This window comes from Methylobacterium sp. WL69, assembly GCF_008039485.1.
Lineage (GTDB): Bacteria > Pseudomonadota > Alphaproteobacteria > Rhizobiales > Beijerinckiaceae > Methylobacterium.
Genome location: NZ_VRUZ01000009.1, coordinates 19,497 through 36,383 on the forward strand (window position 1 = coordinate 19,497; position 16,887 = coordinate 36,383).

14 protein-coding genes are annotated in these 16,887 nt (G+C 69.5%); 6 read left to right on the forward strand and 8 right to left on the reverse strand.

Annotation, left to right across the window (positions count from 1 at the left end; all coding sequences use genetic code 11):
* The first annotated feature begins 51 nt into the window (after positions 1-51).
* Positions 52-990: a DUF2336 domain-containing protein gene (locus tag FV218_RS04660; RefSeq protein WP_147708881.1), complete on the forward strand. Its 939-nt coding sequence runs from the start codon at positions 52-54 to the stop codon at positions 988-990.
* A 45-nt stretch (positions 991-1,035) separates the two neighbouring features.
* Entirely contained in the window at positions 1,036-1,785 is a 750-nt protein-coding gene (locus FV218_RS04665) for a hypothetical protein (RefSeq protein ID WP_147708882.1), read from the forward strand.
* Positions 1,786-1,832: 47 nt separating this feature from the next.
* On the opposite strand, the gene FV218_RS04670 is transcribed toward FV218_RS04665, so the two are convergent.
* The 5 genes from FV218_RS04670 to FV218_RS04690 form a co-directional block, all read right to left on the reverse strand.
* On the reverse strand, positions 1,833-3,086 hold the full coding sequence (locus FV218_RS04670; protein ID WP_147708913.1) for a DUF4167 domain-containing protein: 1,254 nt from the start codon (positions 3,084-3,086) through the stop codon (positions 1,833-1,835).
* Positions 3,087-3,549: 463 nt separating this feature from the next.
* Positions 3,550-4,416: a peptide chain release factor N(5)-glutamine methyltransferase gene (prmC, locus tag FV218_RS04675; protein WP_147708883.1), complete on the reverse strand. Its 867-nt coding sequence runs from the start codon at positions 4,414-4,416 to the stop codon at positions 3,550-3,552.
* Positions 4,417-4,433: 17 nt separating this feature from the next.
* A complete protein-coding gene (gene prfA, locus FV218_RS04680) occupies positions 4,434-5,519 on the reverse strand; it encodes a peptide chain release factor 1 (RefSeq protein WP_147708884.1) in 1,086 nt (361 codons plus the stop codon).
* Between the two features lie 95 nt (positions 5,520-5,614).
* On the reverse strand, positions 5,615-7,876 hold the full coding sequence (gene ptsP / locus FV218_RS04685) for a phosphoenolpyruvate--protein phosphotransferase (protein WP_056086375.1): 2,262 nt from the start codon (positions 7,874-7,876) through the stop codon (positions 5,615-5,617).
* Positions 7,877-7,947: 71 nt separating this feature from the next.
* Positions 7,948-9,183, reverse strand: a complete 1,236-nt coding sequence (locus FV218_RS04690) for an aspartate kinase (RefSeq protein ID WP_147708885.1) — start codon at positions 9,181-9,183, stop codon at positions 7,948-7,950.
* Positions 9,184-9,384: 201 nt separating this feature from the next.
* Between FV218_RS04690 and ubiG the strand changes: the two genes are divergently transcribed.
* From ubiG to FV218_RS04705, 3 genes are all read left to right on the forward strand, one after another.
* Positions 9,385-10,128, forward strand: a complete 744-nt coding sequence (gene ubiG, locus FV218_RS04695) for a bifunctional 2-polyprenyl-6-hydroxyphenol methylase/3-demethylubiquinol 3-O-methyltransferase UbiG (protein WP_147708886.1) — start codon at positions 9,385-9,387, stop codon at positions 10,126-10,128.
* 47 nt (positions 10,129-10,175) lie between these two features.
* Positions 10,176-10,748: a YbhB/YbcL family Raf kinase inhibitor-like protein gene (locus tag FV218_RS04700; protein ID WP_056086367.1), complete on the forward strand. Its 573-nt coding sequence runs from the start codon at positions 10,176-10,178 to the stop codon at positions 10,746-10,748.
* Positions 10,749-10,820: 72 nt separating this feature from the next.
* The gene (locus FV218_RS04705) at positions 10,821-11,795 is read left to right on the forward strand and encodes an NADPH:quinone oxidoreductase family protein (RefSeq protein WP_147708887.1); all 975 of its coding nucleotides are present in this window, start codon (positions 10,821-10,823) and stop codon (positions 11,793-11,795) included.
* Between the two features lie 24 nt (positions 11,796-11,819).
* On the opposite strand, the gene FV218_RS04710 is transcribed toward FV218_RS04705, so the two are convergent.
* The 3 genes from FV218_RS04710 to FV218_RS04720 all read right to left on the reverse strand — a co-directional run bounded on the left by FV218_RS04710 (position 11,820) and on the right by FV218_RS04720 (position 14,203).
* Positions 11,820-12,833, reverse strand: coding sequence for an adenosine kinase (locus FV218_RS04710; protein WP_147708888.1), 1,014 nt, complete (start codon positions 12,831-12,833; stop codon positions 11,820-11,822).
* An 82-nt stretch (positions 12,834-12,915) separates the two neighbouring features.
* Entirely contained in the window at positions 12,916-13,233 is a 318-nt protein-coding gene (locus FV218_RS04715) for a hypothetical protein (protein ID WP_147708889.1), read from the reverse strand.
* Positions 13,234-13,297: 64 nt separating this feature from the next.
* Positions 13,298-14,203: a protein-methionine-sulfoxide reductase heme-binding subunit MsrQ gene (locus tag FV218_RS04720; protein ID WP_147708890.1), complete on the reverse strand. Its 906-nt coding sequence runs from the start codon at positions 14,201-14,203 to the stop codon at positions 13,298-13,300.
* A 195-nt stretch (positions 14,204-14,398) separates the two neighbouring features.
* On the opposite strand from FV218_RS04720, the gene ligA reads away from it, so the two are divergent.
* Positions 14,399-16,861 carry an NAD-dependent DNA ligase LigA gene (ligA, locus tag FV218_RS04725; protein WP_147708891.1) on the forward strand — a complete coding sequence of 821 codons (2,463 nt, stop codon included), beginning with the start codon at positions 14,399-14,401 and terminating at the stop codon, positions 16,859-16,861.
* Positions 16,862-16,887: the final 26 nt, after the last annotated feature.

The following is a 16,887-nucleotide window of genomic DNA, read 5'->3' on the forward strand; positions in this document are numbered from 1 at the left end:
TTTTAAACCTCTGTCTGTAGGGATGTGGCTGACGCGGCATATTCCCGGACCATGATCCAGACGCTCATCCTCGATGTCGAGCACGCCGTGTCCATCGGAACACCCGATCAGCGGGCGGCGATGCTGCGCCGGATCACGGCCCTGTTCCTGGACCATGCCGTGCGTTTGGGCGAGACCGAGGTCGAGCCCTTCGACGCGATCCTCCTCCATCTGGCTCAGAACGTCGAGGTCGCGGCCCGAGCCGTCCTCGCCGAAGAAATCTCCGAGATCGCCAATGCCCCGCGACGGGTGGTCCGCGATCTCGCCTTCGATCCGGCGATTGCCGTGGCCGGTCCTGTGCTCACACGGTCCGAACGTTTGGCCGAGGACGATCTGGTGCGGATCGCCGGCGAGGCCGGCCCCCTGCATCTCGACGCGGTCGCACGCCGGCGGACCCTGAGCCAGCGGATCACCGAAATTTTGGTGACACGTGCCACCGCCGCCGCCCTACGCCGTATTGCCGGAAACGAGAGCGCGCACCTGTCGGAGACCGGGTTCGCCGCGATGCTGGCGATCGCCCGGAAGGACGCAGTGCTCCGTGCGATCCTCGACCTGCGCCGTGCCGTGCCGGAATCCCATCGGGTCGGGAATGCCACGGCGAAGCCGGGGGCGACGGTCGACGTCGATCTCGACGAGAAAGCCGTCGTCGCCTTCATCGCGCAGGGGCGGGTGGACGACGCGCTCCTCGTTATTGCCCGCATCGCCCAGGTGCCGCCCGCCGTGGTACTGCAGGCCTACCGGCGCAGCGACACCGACCCCCTGCTCTTTCTCGTGCGCAGCGTCGATTTCGGCTGGGGCACCCTCAAGCACCTGATCCAGTCGCGGCCCGGCCGGCGCTTGCCGCCCGAGGAGATGCGCGGCGCCTTCGAGGCCTTCCAAGCCCTTTCGGTCGCCACGGCGCGCCGCTCCGTCCGCTTCAACGCGGCTCAGGGCGACACCAGGGTCGCTTGACCCTCCGGCGTGCCGGCCTCACCCCTCCCGACTCCGGAGGGTGACGTGCTGCTCGACCTGTTCCACTTCCTCACGACACCGGTGCCGTGGTCACATCGGCGGCGCGGCTACCTGCGCGAGAGCGTGCTGCTCCTCTCCCGCTCGCGCCGGTGCCGGGCGGCCTGGACTCCACACCTCGCACAGGCCCGCGCCGTGATCACGCAGGCTTGCGAGGGGCTGGCGCGGCGGCGCACCGTCGTCGTCCTCGGCTCGGGCCTCCTCGACGACGTGCCCCTCGATTGCCTGGCCGCATGCTTCGTAGACGTGCGTCTCGTCGACGCCGTCCATCCCTGGCCGACCCGGTGGATGGTCCGGACCAAACCCAATGTCACCCTGGTGACGGCCGACCTCACGGGGCCGGGCGCCGTCCTCGTCCACGCCGCCGGGCCTGAGGTCGATCTCGTGATCTCGGCCAACCTGCTGTCACAACTGCCGATCCTGCCCGTCGACGAAGCCGGGGCGACGGAGCCGGGCCTTGGACGGGACATCGTCCGGAGGCATCTCGACGAACTGACCCGTCTCTCCGCCCGGGTCTGCCTCGTCACGGATGTCGAACAGATCGAGGAGGACCGCGACGGTCGCGTCGCCGATCGCCTCGACCTTCTCCATGGTGTGCTCCTGCCGGTCCCGGACCGGATCTGGACCTGGGACCTCGCGCCGTTCGGTGAGAGCGCGCGCCATCGCCGCCTCGTCCACCGTGTTCACGGCTACGCCGATTGGTATGCCGCCGTGTCCCGCGCCGGCAGCGGTCCCTGAACGCGAAAAGCCGCCCCGGAGGGGGCGGCTTTCCAGAGGAACGAAACCTATTCGGTTCCGGACGACGAGTCGTCGGCGCCCGCGAGGCCGGGTTCCGCGCCGTCCGTTCCCTCGAAGCGGGCGCGGCGGCGGCGGCGAGGCTTCGGCGCGGCCGAGGCGTCGTCCGTCCCGGCCTGGACCGGGACCTGTGGCGCGGTTGCGTCGGTCGCCGGAGCCTGGACCGGCCGCTCGACCGGAGCGGGCCGGGGCGGCGTCATCAGGAAAGCCGGCAGGCCGGCGACATCCTCGACCGGCGCGCGCTCGCTTTCCTCGCGACGCCGGCTCCGCCGGGGCGGGGCGTCCACCGGGCGACGGGCTTCCGAAGGCTGGAAGTCCTGCCGCGGTGCTTCCTGCCGAACCGGCTCCTGGCGAACGGGCTCTTGCCGAACGGGATCTTGGCGTTGAACGTCCTGCCGATGGGTATCCTGCCGGATGGGCTCGTGTCGCGGAGACTCGTCGCGACCGATGTCCTGGGGCACGTCCCCCCCGCGATTGTTCTCGAAGCGCTGTCCGTTGTTGCGCCGTCCGTACTCCTGCCGCGGCTGATCCTGACGAGCCTGATCCTGCCGGGCCTGTTCCGGGCGATCCCGATCCTGTCGCGGCTGGTCCTGACGGCTGTAGTCCGGCCGCTGATTGTCCTGTCGCGAAGGATCTTGCCGAACAGGATCTTGCCGAGCAGAATCTTGCCGCGACGAATCTTGACGATTGTAATCCTGGCGCTGGCCATCCTGGCGCTGATTGTCGAAGCGCTGCGGCCGCTCGCTGCGGTTGTTGAAGCGGTCGCGACGGTCATTGCGGTCGTTGCGATTCTGCCGGTTGTCCGGCCCGCCATCCTGACGGGCGTTCTCGTGGCGCTGACCATCCTGCCGCCCCTCGTAGGCCGGAGGCTGATAGGCGGGCTGGGGCTGCTGGCCCGGATCGCCGTAATCGTCGTTGTAGGATTGGGCGGCATAGCCGAGGGGTGCGCCCTGATCGTCGCCGCCATCCTCGTCGCCGTCGTCATCGAAACCGTTACGGGCGTAGCCGCCGGCCTGAAGCCGGTTCTGCTCCTGCGCACCGGAGATGATGCGGAAGTAATGCTCGCCGTGCTGGAAATAATTCTCCGCCGCCACGGGATCGCCGCTTGCCTGGGCGTCGCGCGCCAGCTGAGCGTACTTGTCGGCGATATGCTGGGCCGTGCCGCGAATCTTGACGTCGGGACCGTTCGATTCGTAGGAGCGGGTCAGCGGATTAGGACCCTTGGGGCGGTTGCGACCGCGCACCCGTCTGTTCTGGTTTGGTCTCATCGGTCTCGATTGACCCTCGTTGATACGGGAGCGTCTGGTGAGGCGGTCCGGGACCCGGCGGTTTTGAGCCAAGGTCGGGCCGAGCCATGGTGACCCGGTGATGGCTGCCGCGGGATCCGGTTTGTCAGGTCAGCGATCGGGACTCGCCGTGCTTGCCGTCTGTCCCGGTCCACCGAGGCTCGCGCTCGCGTTCAGGCGCTCTTCGGTTTTCAGGCTCGAAGTGACCAAGCTCCTGCGCGTCGTCTCGTTGCGCGCTAGCCTGATCGTGGGGAGATCGCCGAGAAACGTCGCGGACAAGAAGCCGGCACCATCTCTGCCACGACCCGTCTCAACAGGTCATTTTCGATCTGCCAAGGAGCGTATCCGGTTGCCGATGCGGCAACAAGTGTTTTTTCGCGCTACCGCCGGTTGTTCGCTGCGCTTTCTTCAGGGAACCGATTCAGGATTCGTTGAAGCCGACCACGCGGGCATGGCCGGAGAGGTCGTGCGTGACGCGTGCCTCTGCGAAGCCGAGATTTCGGCCGATGGCGAGGACCGCGTCCGCCTGATCGTGTCCGACCTCGAACAGGAGGCTTCCACCCGTCGCGAGGCCCACGGGCCCCGCCGCGATCTCGGCCAGGATGCGCCGGTAGGCATCGAGACCGTCCAGGCCGCCGTCCAGGGCCGCACTCGGGTCGTGCAGGCGCACCTCGTCGGCGAGCGTCGCGATGGCGGCGGCGGGGATGTAGGGCGGGTTGGAGACGATGAGATCGAACCCGCCGGCGAGTCCAGCGCACCAATCGGCGTTGACGAACGCTGCCCGGTCGCCGACCCCGTTCGCGCTGGCATTCGCGCGCGCCTGGATCAGGGCTTCGACTGAACGGTCGAGGCCGACACCGAAGGCGCCGGGCCGTTCGGTGAGCAGTGCCACGAGGATGCAGCCCGAGCCGGTACCAAGGTCGAGGATACGCAGGGGCCGCGCCCGGTCGGAATGGCGCTTCAAGGCCGCTTCCACCACGGTCTCGGTATCGGCGCGCGGCACCAGGGTGTCCGGGGCGAGACCGAAGGTCAGACCCCAGAACTCCCAGCTGCCGACGATCCGCGCCACGGGCTCCCCTGCGAGGCGACGCGCCAAGGCCCGGGACAGGGACGCGGCACCGACTGCGCCGATGGGCTCGGTTCCGCGGAGGATCAGTTCCGTCCCGGTGAGGCCGAGGACGTCGAGGACGAGGAAGCGTGCGTCGTTGTCGCCGATGCCCGCATCGGCGAGACACCGGGTGACGTTTCGGAGGGCATCCGCGCGGGTCGTCCCTGCGACGAAGGTCATCGGGGCGGGGCGCCGTGTCAGGCCATCCCCTCGGCCGCCAGGAGTTCGGCCTGATGTTCGGTCACGAGGGCATCGATCAGCTCGTCGAGGGCCACGCCCGCCAGCACCTCTTCGAGCTTGTACAGGGTCAGGTTTATGCGGTGATCGGTTACCCGCGCCTGCGGGAAATTATAGGTGCGGATGCGCTCCGAGCGGTCGCCGGAGCCGACCTGCGACTTGCGGTCGGCGGCGCGCACGGCGTCCTTGGCCGTGCGCTCGGCGTCGTAGAGCTTCGAGCGCAGCAGCTGCATCGCCCGCGCCCGGTTCTTGTGCTGCGACCGCTCCTCCTGGACGAAGATCACGATGCCGGAGGGCATGTGGGTGATGCGGATGGCCGATTCCGTCTTGTTGACGTGCTGACCGCCCGCCCCCTGCGACCGCATGGTGTCGATCTTCAGGTCGGCATCGTTGATGACGATATCGACCTCTTCCGCCTCCGGCAGCACCGCCACGGTGGCGGCGGAGGTGTGGATGCGCCCCTGCGTCTCCGTGTCCGGCACGCGCTGGACCCGGTGGGCACCGCTCTCGAACTTCAGGCGGGCGAACACGCCCTTGCCCTTCACCTCGGCGATGACCTCGCGGTAGCCGCCCACGGTGCCCTCGCTCTCGGAGATCACCTCGACCTTCCAGCCCTTGGCGTCGGCGTAGCGGCCGTACATGCGGAACAGGTCGCCGGCGAACAGGGCCGCTTCGTCGCCGCCGGTGCCGGCGCGGATTTCTAGAATGGCGGATTTCTCGTCGGCCGAATCCTTCGGCAGCAGGATGAGCTGCAGGGCGCGGTGCGCCGCCTCAAGCCCGGCCTCGGCCTCCGGCTTCTCGTCGGCGGCGAGCCCCCGCATCTCGGAATCGCTGCCCGGTTCGTCCATGAGCGCCTGGATGTCGGCGAGATTGGACGCCGCCGCCCGGTAGGCATGAATCGCCGCGACCACGCCCTCGAGCTCGGACAATTCGCGGGACAGTTGGACGAAGGTCTCGGAATCGGCCGAGCCCGCGCTCAGGGTCGCGGTGACGATGTCGTGGCGCGTCAGGATGGCGTCGAGACGGTCGGAGGGAATAGGGGTCATCGCCCGTGGGGTACTCTCACCAGTGATTCGGGTTTGGCGGCGTCGCCGCTGCTGCAAGCGGGCGAGCCCGCCAGGCAGGCCAGTGTTTCGGCCCGCTAGATAGGTACGCCGTGCGCCTTGGCGAAGGCGGTGAGCGCGGGCCGCAGGGTTTCACCGTCGCCCGCGCGCGCCATCTCGGCGTCGATGAGAGCCGCGATCGCCGAGGCGTCGAGGCCCAGCACCATCGCCTTCACCGGACCGATGGCGGCCGGCGACATCGACAGGTGCCGGAAGCCCAGACCGATGAGGGCCATGGCTTCCAGGGGCTTGCCGCCGATCTCTCCGCAGACCGTGGCCGGGCATCCGGCGGCGGCCGCGCGTTCGGCGATGAGCCGGAAGGCGCGAAGCGCCGGGACGCTCAGGGTGTCGAAGCGGTTTGCAACCCGGCGATTCTCGCGGTCGACGGCGAACAGGAACTGCATGAGGTCGTTCGAGCCCACCGACAGGAAGTCGGCGGCGCGCGCGATCTCATCGATCTGGAACAGAAGCGAGGGCACCTCGACCATCACGCCGAGACGGCAATCGCTCGGCAGCGGGTGGCCATGGCGGCGCAGATGCGCCTTCTCGCGCTCGACGATGGCCTTGGCGCGGGTGAACTCGTCCACCGTCGCCACCATGGGGAACATGATCTTGAGGGGGCGTCCGGCCGCCGCGCGGAGCAGCGCACGCAACTGCACCCGCAGGAGGGCCGGCCGATCGAGGCCGATGCGGATCGCACGCCAGCCGAGCGCCGGGTTCTCCTCCTCGAGGGCCGGCATGTAGGGCAGAATCTTGTCGCCGCCGATATCGAGGGTGCGCACCGTCACCGGCAGGTCGCCCGTGGCCGCGAAGACCGCTTCGTACAGCGTCTGCTGCTCGGCCGCCGAGGGCATGCGCTGGGCGACCATGAACTGGAGCTCGGTGCGGAACAGGCCGATGCCGTCGGCGCCCGTCTCCGCCAGGTGGGTGAGGTCGATCAGGAGACCGGCATTGAGCTGGAGGCCGATGGCGACCCCGTCGCGTGTCACCGCGGGCAGGTCGCGCAGGGCGCGGTACTGCTCCTGCCGCTTGGCGCGCACGCGCACCATCTCGCCGTAGGCCGCCTCGATCTCGGGTCCGGGACGGACCTGGATCTCGCCCGTGGCGCCGTCGACGATGATCGCGTCGCCAGCGTCGCACAAAGCCGTGGCGTTGGTGATTTCACCGACCGCCGGGATGCCGAGGGCGCGGGCCACGATGGCAATGTGGCTCGTCGGGCCGCCTTCCTCCAGCACGACGCCGCGCAAAGCCGTGCGGTCGTAGTCGAGGAGGGCCGCCGGCCCCATGGAGCGCGCGACGAGGATGGCGTTCTCGGGCAGCACCCGGTCGCCGTTGCCCTCGTGGCCGATGAGGGTGCGCAACAGGCGGTTCGCGAGGTCGTCGAGGTCGTGCAGGCGGTCGCGCAGGTAGGGGTCGCTCTGACGCATCATCCGCGCGCGGTTGTCCGACTGGACGCGCTCGACGGCGGCCTCGGCCGTCAGGCCGGACTGCACGGCCTCGCGCATCCGCCGCAGCCAGCCCTTGTCGTGGGCGAACATCCGCACGGTCTCGAGGACCTCGCGCGATTCGCCGGTGCCGATGCTGTCGCCGCGCTCCACGAGGTCGTCGATGGCCGAGCGGACTTCGCCGATGGCGAGTTCGAGGCGCTCGACCTCGCGATCGACATTCTCAGCGATGAGTTGCTTCACCACGATGCGCGGCTCGTGCAGCACCACGTGCCCGAGGCCGATGCCGTCGGCCAGCGCCACGCCGCGCTGACTCACGGCGCGGCGTGCCACGGGTCCGGTACCGGGCGCGAGCGCCTGGAGTTCGCCCGAGGCGATCATCTCGGCGAGCACCATGGCGGTGGTCTGGAGTGCCTCGATCTCTTCCTCGGAATAGACCCGGTAGGTCTTGTTCTGCACGACGAGCACGCCGAGGGTGTTGCCAGCGCGCAGCAGCGGCACGCCGAGGAAGGCGTGGTAGGCTTCCTCTCCCGTCTCCGGGCGATAGGAGAACGACGGGTGCGACTGGGCGTCGGAGAGCGACAGGGGCTCCGCGGTCTTGGCGATGAGGCCGACGAGGCCTTCGTCCGAGCGCATGCGCGTCAGATGGACCGCCTCGCGGTTGAGGCCCTCGGTCGCGAACAGCTCGAGGGTGCTGTCGTCGCTCAGGACATAGACCGAGCAGACCTCCGCAATGACGTTGGCGGCGATCAGTGTGACGATCCGGTCGAGGCGTGCCTGTGGGCTGACCGGCTCCGCCATCGCTTCGCGGAGGCGGCGCAGCAGCAGGCGCGGGCCTCCGGGCGCAGCGGGCATGGTCTCCTCGATCCGGCTTCGGCTACAGCGGCGTCACGCGCAAGATTCGTGCGCGTGACGATCGCACCTGTTCAGGCTTGGTCGAGGCCGTATAGCGAGTGGAGCGTGCGCACGGCAAGCTCCGTATAGGCGGAGTCGATCAACACGGAGAACTTGATCTCCGACGTGGTGATCGCACGAATGTTGATGCCCTTCTCGGCCAGCGCCCGGAACGCCTTCGCGGCGACGCCCGCATGGCTCCGCATGCCGACGCCGATGGCCGAGACTTTCACCACGTCCGTGGCTCCCTCGATCTGGGCGAACTCGATGACACCGCTCTGCGCATCAAGGATTTTTCGCGCGCGGTCGTAATCGGCGGAGGGGACCGTGAAAGTCATGTCCGTGGTCGACTGGTCGCCCGACACGGTCTGGATGATCATGTCGACGTTGATGTTGGCGTCCGCCAGCGGGCCGAAGATCGCGGCCGCGATGCCGGGGCTGTCCTTGACCTGACGCAGGGTGATCTGCGCCTCGTCCTTCGAGAAGGCGATCCCGGTGATGATCTGCTGTTCCATGGTCTCGTCCTCGTCGCAGATGAGGGTTCCGGGGCGGGCGTTGTCCGGCGGGTCGAAGCTCGAACGCACGGTCGTCGGCACCCGGTGCACCATGGCGAGTTCGACGGAGCGGACCTGGAGCACCTTGGCGCCCAGGGACGCCATCTCCAGCATCTCCTCGAAAGTCACCCGCTCCATCCGCCTGGCCTTCTGAACCACGCGCGGGTCGGTGGTGTAGACGCCGTCGACGTCCGTGTAGATGTCGCAGCGCTCCGCGCCGATGGCGGCCGCGATCGCCACCGCGCTGGTGTCGGAGCCGCCCCGGCCGAGGGTGGTTACCCGGCCCGTCGCCTCGTGCATGCCCTGGAAGCCGGCGATAACCGCGACCTCGCCGCGCTTGAACCCGGCATCGAGGCGTGCGCCGTCGATCCCCTCGATGCGGGCCGAGCCGTGAGCGTCGGAGGTGAGGATCGGGATCTGCCAGCCCTGCCAGGACCGGGCGTTGAGACCGGCCTTGCGCAGGGCGATGGCCAGCAGGCCGGCGGTGACGAGTTCGCCCGAAGCCACGACGGCATCGTACTCGGCTTCGTCGTAGATCGGATTCGCATCCTTGACCCAGGCGACGAGCTCGTTGGTCTTGCCCGACATGGCCGAGACCACCACGGCGACGTCGTAGCCGGCGGCAACCTCACGGGCGACGTGGGCCGCCACGTTGCGGATGCGCTCGACATTTGCGACGGACGTGCCGCCGAATTTCATCACCAAACGGGGCATGCAGCGTCCGCGCTGATTCTCGGGGAAAGGGACCGTGGTTCGGGCGGGCCGATGATCGCCCGCGTCGCTCCGCAGCTGTACCCGACAGGGCTTCGGCGGGTACAAGGGCAACCCGAGCGTGTCAACAATCGGGGCCATGGGGCCGCGACCCATCCCAGTACTGTTCTTCCCACGCCGTTCCCGCCCATTCAGACGGACCCGATGACCGGACCCACCTCTTCCTCCATCGACCGTGACGAGGTCGCCCGCTTCGAGGCCATCGCGGCGACGTGGTGGGACCCCGCCGGCCCCATGCGGGTGCTGCACCGCTTCAACCCCGTGCGGCTGGCCTATATCCGCGACGCCGCCTGCCGGCATTTCAAACGGGACCCGAAGGCGTCGCTCCCGTTGGAGGGCCTCACGATCGTCGATGTCGGCTGCGGCGGCGGCGTCCTGTCCGAGCCCCTGGCGCGCCTCGGTGCTCGCGTGACGGGCCTCGATCCGGCCCCCACCAACGTCGAGGTCGCGCAGGCGCACGCGGACGCCGCAGGCGTGAGCGTCGACTACCGGGTACGCACCATCGAGGGCGTGGTGGCGGCGGGCGAGCGCTTCGACATCGTGCTCGCCATGGAGGTGGTGGAGCACGTGGTCGACATGCCGGCCTTCGTCGCCACCGCCTGCGCGGCGGTGAAGCCCGATGGGCTCCTGTTCTCGGCCACGATCAACCGGACCCTGCGCTCCTACGCGCTGGCCATCGTCGGCGCCGAATACGTCCTCGGCTGGCTCCCCAGGGGCACCCACGACTGGGACAAGTTCGTGAAGCCCCGGGAACTCATTGGCGCCGTCGAGGCCGGCGGCCTCTCGGTCACCGATACCACCGGCGTGGTGTTCAATCCGCTGGACGGCTCGTGGCGGCCGAGCCGCGACACGGCGGTGAACTACATGATCGCGGCACGCCGCGCCTGAACTCCCGGCGGTGTCCCGCCGTTGACCGGGCGCAACCGGAGGCCGCCATGCTCGAGAAGATCCCCCACGCCGTCGGCGAGGCCCTGTCCGGCCTCAAGGCCGGCCTTCAGGCCACCACCTATCACGCCGAATTCGCCGAGACGCCCGCCACCGTGCGGCTGACGAGCCCGGCCTTCGCCGACGGCGCGGCGATTCCGGCCCGCTTCACGCAGGACGGCGAGAGGACCTCGCCGCCGCTTACCTGGGACAGCCTGCCCCTCGGCACGGCGCGGGTCGTGCTCCTCGTCGAGGATGCGGGCAGCCCGACGCCGCGTCCCCTGGTCCACCTCATCGCATGGAACCTGATGCCGGAGGCCGGCTCCCTGGCCGAAGGGGCCTTGCCGAGCCCCGGGGGGGCGCACCAATCCCAGGATCTCGGCAAGAACAGCTTCCTGCAGGATCAGTGGTTGCCGCCCGACCCGCCCACGGGCCATGGGCCGCACGACTACCTGTTCCAGATCTACGCCCTCGATACCGCGCTCGCCCTCGACGCCTCGCCGGGCCGGAGTGCCGTGATCGAGGCCATGCACGGCCACGTGCTGGCCAAGGGCAGCCTGACGGGGACCTACGCCCGGACCTGAATCGACTTTAGGTGTTGCGCCGGTCAGCGCGCCCGGTGCATGGCCGCTTCAAAACCGGGATGGAGCTATTGGATGAAGGCCCTGCTGTGCACCCGCCTCGGCGAGCCCGATGACCTGTCCCTGGCGGAGATCGCCGACCCGGTGCCGGGACCCGGTGAGGCCGTGGTGCGCATCACCCTGGCGGCCCTCAACTTCTTCGATACCCTCATCATTGCCGGCCGCTATCAGGTGAAGCCGGATCTGCCGTTCTCACCCGGCGGTGAGGCCAGTGGCGTGGTCGAGGCACTCGGGCCGGACACGGCGGGCTTTTCCGTGGGCGAACGGGTCATCGTTCATCAGAAGTTCGGCACGGTCCGGGAGCGGATCGCCGTCGCGACCCATCATCTCACACCCATCCCCGATGGCGTCTCCGACGAGCAGGCCGCCGGCCTCACCATCACCTACGGCACGTCGCTCCACGCCCTGCGCGACCGGGCCAAGCTCCAGCCCGGCGAGACCCTGGCGGTGCTGGGCGCCTCGGGCGGCGTAGGCCTCGCGGCGGTGGAGCTCGGCGCCATCATGGGTGCGCACGTCATCGCCTGCGCGTCCTCGCCCGACAAGCTCGCCGTCGCCCGCGCGCACGGGGCGACGCAGGGCGTCGATTATGGGGCCGACAACCTGCGCGAGGCCCTGCGGACCCTGACCGAGGGACGGGGCGTCGACGTGATCTACGATCCCATCGGCGGCGACTACGCCGAGCCGGCCCTGCGGTCGCTCGGCTGGAAGGGCCGCTACCTCGTCATCGGATTTGCCGCCGGAGACATCCCCCGCATCCCGCTGAACCTCGCCCTCCTGAAGGGCATCGACATCCAGGGGGTGCATTGGGGCGTCTTCGTCGAGCGTGAGCCCGAGGTGCACGCGGGGAACCAGCGACAGCTCCTGGCCTGGGTCGCGGAAGGACGTCTTACCGCCAAGGTTCACGGGGTCTATCCCCTCGCCGAATACGCCGAGGCGCTGGGCATCCTCAAGCGGCGCGAGGCTGTGGGGAAAGTGCTCCTACGGCTGTGAGCGCCTTCCCCGCGAGGTTCGTGTTCAGAGCAGGCCCTGAGCCCTCGCCAGGGCCACGAGGTCGTGCTGGGGCCGGGCGCCGATGTGCTGGATCACCTCCGCTGCCGCCAGGGCGCCGAGGCGGGCGCTCGCCGCGTTGTCGAGGCCGCGCGCATGGCCGGCGAGGAAGCCCGCCGCGAACAGGTCGCCGGCACCCGTGGTGTCCACGAGCTCGTGCACCGGGGACGCCTCGACGCTGCGGATCTCGCCGCCCTTGACCACCATGGCTCCGTCGGCCGAGCGGGTGACGAGGCCGAGGAGGTGCTTGCCGCGCGCGTCGCGCTCGTCCCGCAGGGCCTTGAGGGCGACCTCGGCATCGTCGGTCTCGTAGAGGCTCTGCAGCTCGCCGATGTTGGCGAACAGGATGTCGATGCTGCCGTCGCGGATGAGCCCCAGGAATTCGTCGCGATAACGGCCGACGCAGAACGCGTCCGACAGGGTGAGCGCCACGGCGTTGCCGGCGGCGTGGGCGATCTGCACGGCCTTGCGGAAGGCGTCTTTGGCGGCCGGCGGGTCCCACAGGTAACCTTCGAGGTAGGTCACGCGGGCGCTTCGCACGGTGGCCTCGTCGACATCGGCCGGGGACAGGCTCTGGCAGGCGCCCAGATACGTGTTCATGGTGCGCTCGCCGTCGGGCGTCACCAGGATGAAGCAGCGCGCCGTCGCCGGGCCATCGGTGGCGGCCGGGACGGTGAAGCGTACGCCCGTGGCCTTGAGATCGTGGGCGTAGAGACCGCCGAGTTCATCGTCGCGGACCTTGCCGATGAAGCCGGTTTTCGTCCCGAGCAACGCGGCCCCGACGGCGGTGTTGGCCCCCGAGCCACCCGACACGATGGTGGCCGGTCCCATGGCATCGTACAGGGTCTCGGCCCGAGCCTCGTCGATGAGCTGCATCGCCCCCTTCGGCACGCCCTGCGCGGCGAGGAAGTCCTCGTCGGCACGGGCGATGAGGTCGACGATGGCGTTGCCGAGGACGAGGAGGTCGAGGGATTCGGGCATCTAACCGTCCAGTCTGGCTGGGGATGAGGATGCGCCGGGCTGTGGCATCGCCCCCGCCGGGGGTCAAGCGACGGGCGGTCTCCTACTGGAGTGCCTTCACCTCGCACTGCGCGTAGTCCGAAGCCGCCTTCACGTAGGCGTTCAAACCCTTCACGTAGGCCTCCGCAAGAGGGCGATAGACCGCGATCTGGGCGTTGTAGGCCTTGATGGCGTCGTTGTAGCTGTAGGCCTCCCAGCCGGGGCAGCCGCCCTTGGCCTCGAGGCAGGGCGGTTTCTCGGGGAAGGCGGGCTTGGCCGGCCGGGCGCTCGCCGGCGGCGGTTCGGCGCGGGGGCACTCGGCGCCGACCGCGCCCCCCGCGAGGAGGCAGGCAAGGCCCGCCGCCAGAATCGTCTTCGACATCGCATCCTCTCGAGCCACTCCCGAAAATCTCATGCGGGAGGCCGGGCGCCGCCGCAAGCCGGGTTCAGCGCGCCGCCATGGCCTGCCTCGACCTGGGCTGAGCCGGCCGGGTCTTCGGATCGGTTCGGGTGTTCGAGCGATCCCACGCGAGGCGCGCGGCGTTCACCGCCGGCAGGATCAGCCCGAGGGCGAGGACCCGCCAGGCCGGGCGGATCATGCTGGGAAAGGCAAGGTTGGCCTGCAGCACCCGCTCCGCCGGGATGCCGCTTGCGAAGCCGTACCACGCCGCCTCGAGACCGGCGGTGACGAGGGCGACGGCGACGGCAAGCCCGAGCAGGGTCAGGGGATTGATCGGCCAGCGCAGGCGCTGCAGGGCCCGCCAGCCCATGAGCAGCAGGAAGCCGCCGGTCCAGAACACCGGGTCGGAGACGTCGATCTTGGCCTGGAGGAAGTAGTGGACGAGGCCCAGCACCGCGATGGTGTAGACCGCCTTGTGCAGGCGCGGCCAGGCCTTGCCGAGGCGCCGGATCATCCCGTCCGTCGAGGTCACGCCGAGCACCACGAGACCGAGGAGCGCGACGAATCCGATGGTGAGGTAGAACCGGGTGACGATCTCGGACACCACCTTCCCCAGCACGAAGTTCTGATCGACGACGTAGAGCGCGAGGTGGATCAGCGCGTAGGCCAGCACCGTCAGTCCCAGCATCCGCCGGACCAGGATGAGCTTCGGGAAGTTCGCGATCCGCCTCAGGGGCGTCACGGCGAGCGATAGCAGGAGAAAGCGCACGGCCCATTCGCCGGTGCCGTGCAGGAGCGCGGTGATCGGCTTGGCACCCAGCGCGTCCCCCGCGTAGGCGCCGGCGAGCCAGAGGCCGGGCGCCAGGGCGAACAGGAAGACGCTGAGCTTGAGGCCGGAAAGGCGGCCGGCGCGGTCGCGCCAGGGCGCGGAGAAGGCGGGCAGGGCTGGCATGATACTTCCGGATACGGCGGTCGGGCGACGCCGCCTCTGCCGTATCTACGTGGCGAGGCGGGCCGAAGTTACGGCAGGCGACGTGCGGTCGCACACGAGCCGGTTCGCCGACCGGGGCATCCGGGGACGATGCGGCGCCCGGCGCCGTGCTGTATGCCGGACGGAAAGACCGGTCCCCGTCGCAAAGCAGCCCGCATGCCCGCATCGAAGCCGTCCACCGACTCCCTCGACAGTCTCACGGCCGAGCGTGCCCGGGCCGAACACGCGGCGCTCTCCGAAAGGATCGCCGAGGCCGACCGGCTCTATCATCAGGAGGACGCGCCCGAGATCTCGGACGGCGAGTACGACGCCCTGCGCCGCCGCCTGGAGGATATCGAGGCTCAATTTCCCGACCTCGCCGGTACGGGTGCGGCGAGCGCGTCGGTCGGCGCCAAACCCTCCGAAAAATTCGTCAAGGTCCGGCACGCCGTACCGATGCTGTCCCTGGGCAATGCCTTCGCGGACGAGGAGGTGGAGGAGTTCGTCGCCCGCGTGCGCCGGTTCCTGAACTGGCCGGAGGCGGAGCCGCTGGCCTTCACCGCCGAGCCGAAGATCGACGGACTGTCCCTGTCCCTGCGTTACGAGGGGGGGCGCCTCGTCACGGCCGCGACCCGGGGCGACGGCGAGACCGGCGAAGACGTCACCCGCAACGCTCGCACGGTGGACGACATCCCCGAAACCCTAACCGGCGACGACGTGCCCGAGGTGTGCGAGGTGCGCGGCGAGGTCTACCTGTCGCACGCGGATTTCGCAGCCATCAATGCGCGCCAGGAGACCGCCGGCAAGGCCCTCTTCGCCAACCCGCGCAACGCGGCGGCCGGATCGCTGCGCCAGCTCGATCCCGAGATCACCCGTTCGCGGCCACTTAAGTTCTTCGCCTACGCCTGGGGCGAGTTTTCGCATGTTCCCGAGGCGACCCAGCACGGGATGATGGAGGCGTTTCGCCGCTGGGGTTTTCCAGTCAACGCACTCACCATCCGCTGCACCGAGGCGGCCGAGATGATCGCGCATTACCGGCGCATCGAGGCCGAGCGGGCGAATCTCGGCTACGACATCGACGGCGTCGTCTACAAGGTCGACGACCTCGCCCTGCAGCGGCGGCTCGGCTTCGTCTCGCGCTCGCCGCGCTGGGCGCTGGCACACAAGTTCGCCGCCCAGAAGGCCCTGACGGTGGTGGAGGGGATCGAGATCAATGTCGGCCGCACGGGCTCGCTCAATCCCCTGGCGAAGCTCCGTCCCGTGACGGTGGGCGGCGTCGTGGTCTCGAACGCCACGCTCCACAACGAGGGCTACGTGCAGGGCGTCGGCGGCGACGGTGAGCCGATCCGCGACGGCCGCGACATCCGCATCGGCGACACGGTGGTGGTGCAGCGGGCCGGCGACGTGATCCCGAAGGTCATGGACGTGGTGCTCGACAAGCGCCCAATGGACGCGAAGCCGTTCGTCTTCCCCAATCATTGCCCCGCCTGCGGCAGCCGGGCGCTGCGCGAGATCAACCCGCGCACGGGCAAGCCCGACGCCGTTCGGCGTTGCACCGGCGGGCTGATCTGTCCGGCGCAGGGGGTCGAGCGCCTGAAGCACTTCGTCTCGCGCAACGGCTTCGATCTCGAAGGCTTCGGGCAGACCTACATCGAGGTCCTGTTCGAGGCCGGGGTGATCAAGCAGCCGGCCGACCTGTTCCGCCTCGATTTCGACGAGCTGAAATCCGCCATCGTCGCCCGCCGCGAGGCCCTGTCCGCCGAGCGCCGGGCCGAGGGCGTGCCGGCACCGAAGAAGCCGACGAAGAAGAAGGGCGAGGAAGAGGACAAGGCGATCCACAACCTGATCTCCGCCGTCGAGGACCGCCGCCGCCTGCCCCTCAACCGTTTCCTGTTCGCCCTGGGGATTCCCGATATCGGCGAATCGACGGCGAAAGCCCTGGCCAAGCGCTTTCCGGACATGGCCGCCCTCATGGCCGGGGTCGCCGCCGCTGCCGGGGCCAAGGCCGGGCCGGACTGGATCGAACTTTCGTCCCTCTCGCGCATCGGCCCGACGACCCGCGATCGCCTGCTGGAGGTCGGCTTCCCGCGCGAGATCCCCGAAGCGGAGGAAGGCGAAGCAGCGGCCGAGCCCACCGAGGCGCCCGGCCGCATACGCCTGTCGGCGCCGCAGCGCGCGAGCCTGCTCGCCCATTACGGTGATGCCGATGCGGCCGCCGCCGGGATCGCGCGGGCCGCGTCCCAGCGCCCCGGCGATGCCTACCGTCACTTCGCCGACGACGGCGAGATCGGGCCGGTCGCCACGGATTCGCTGATCGCGTTCTTCAACGAGCCCCACAACGACGCGGCCGTGCGGGCACTTCTCGATGCGGTCACCACGGAGCCCCTGGCCGTGCCCATGGCCGCGACGGCGTTCGCCGGCAAGACCGTGGTGTTCACCGGTTCCCTGGAGCGCATGACCCGCTCCGAGGCCAAGGCCACGGCCGAGCGGCTCGGGGCCAAAGTCTCGGGTTCGGTTTCGGCCAAGACCGATCTCGTTGTGGCTGGCCCGGGCGCCGGATCGAAGCTCAAGGACGCCGAGAAGCACGGCGTCGAAGTCGTGAGCGAGGAGGCTTGGCTCGCCCTCGTGGCCAGTGCTTGAGGTGAATCCTCGCCGGGGGTAGTTGA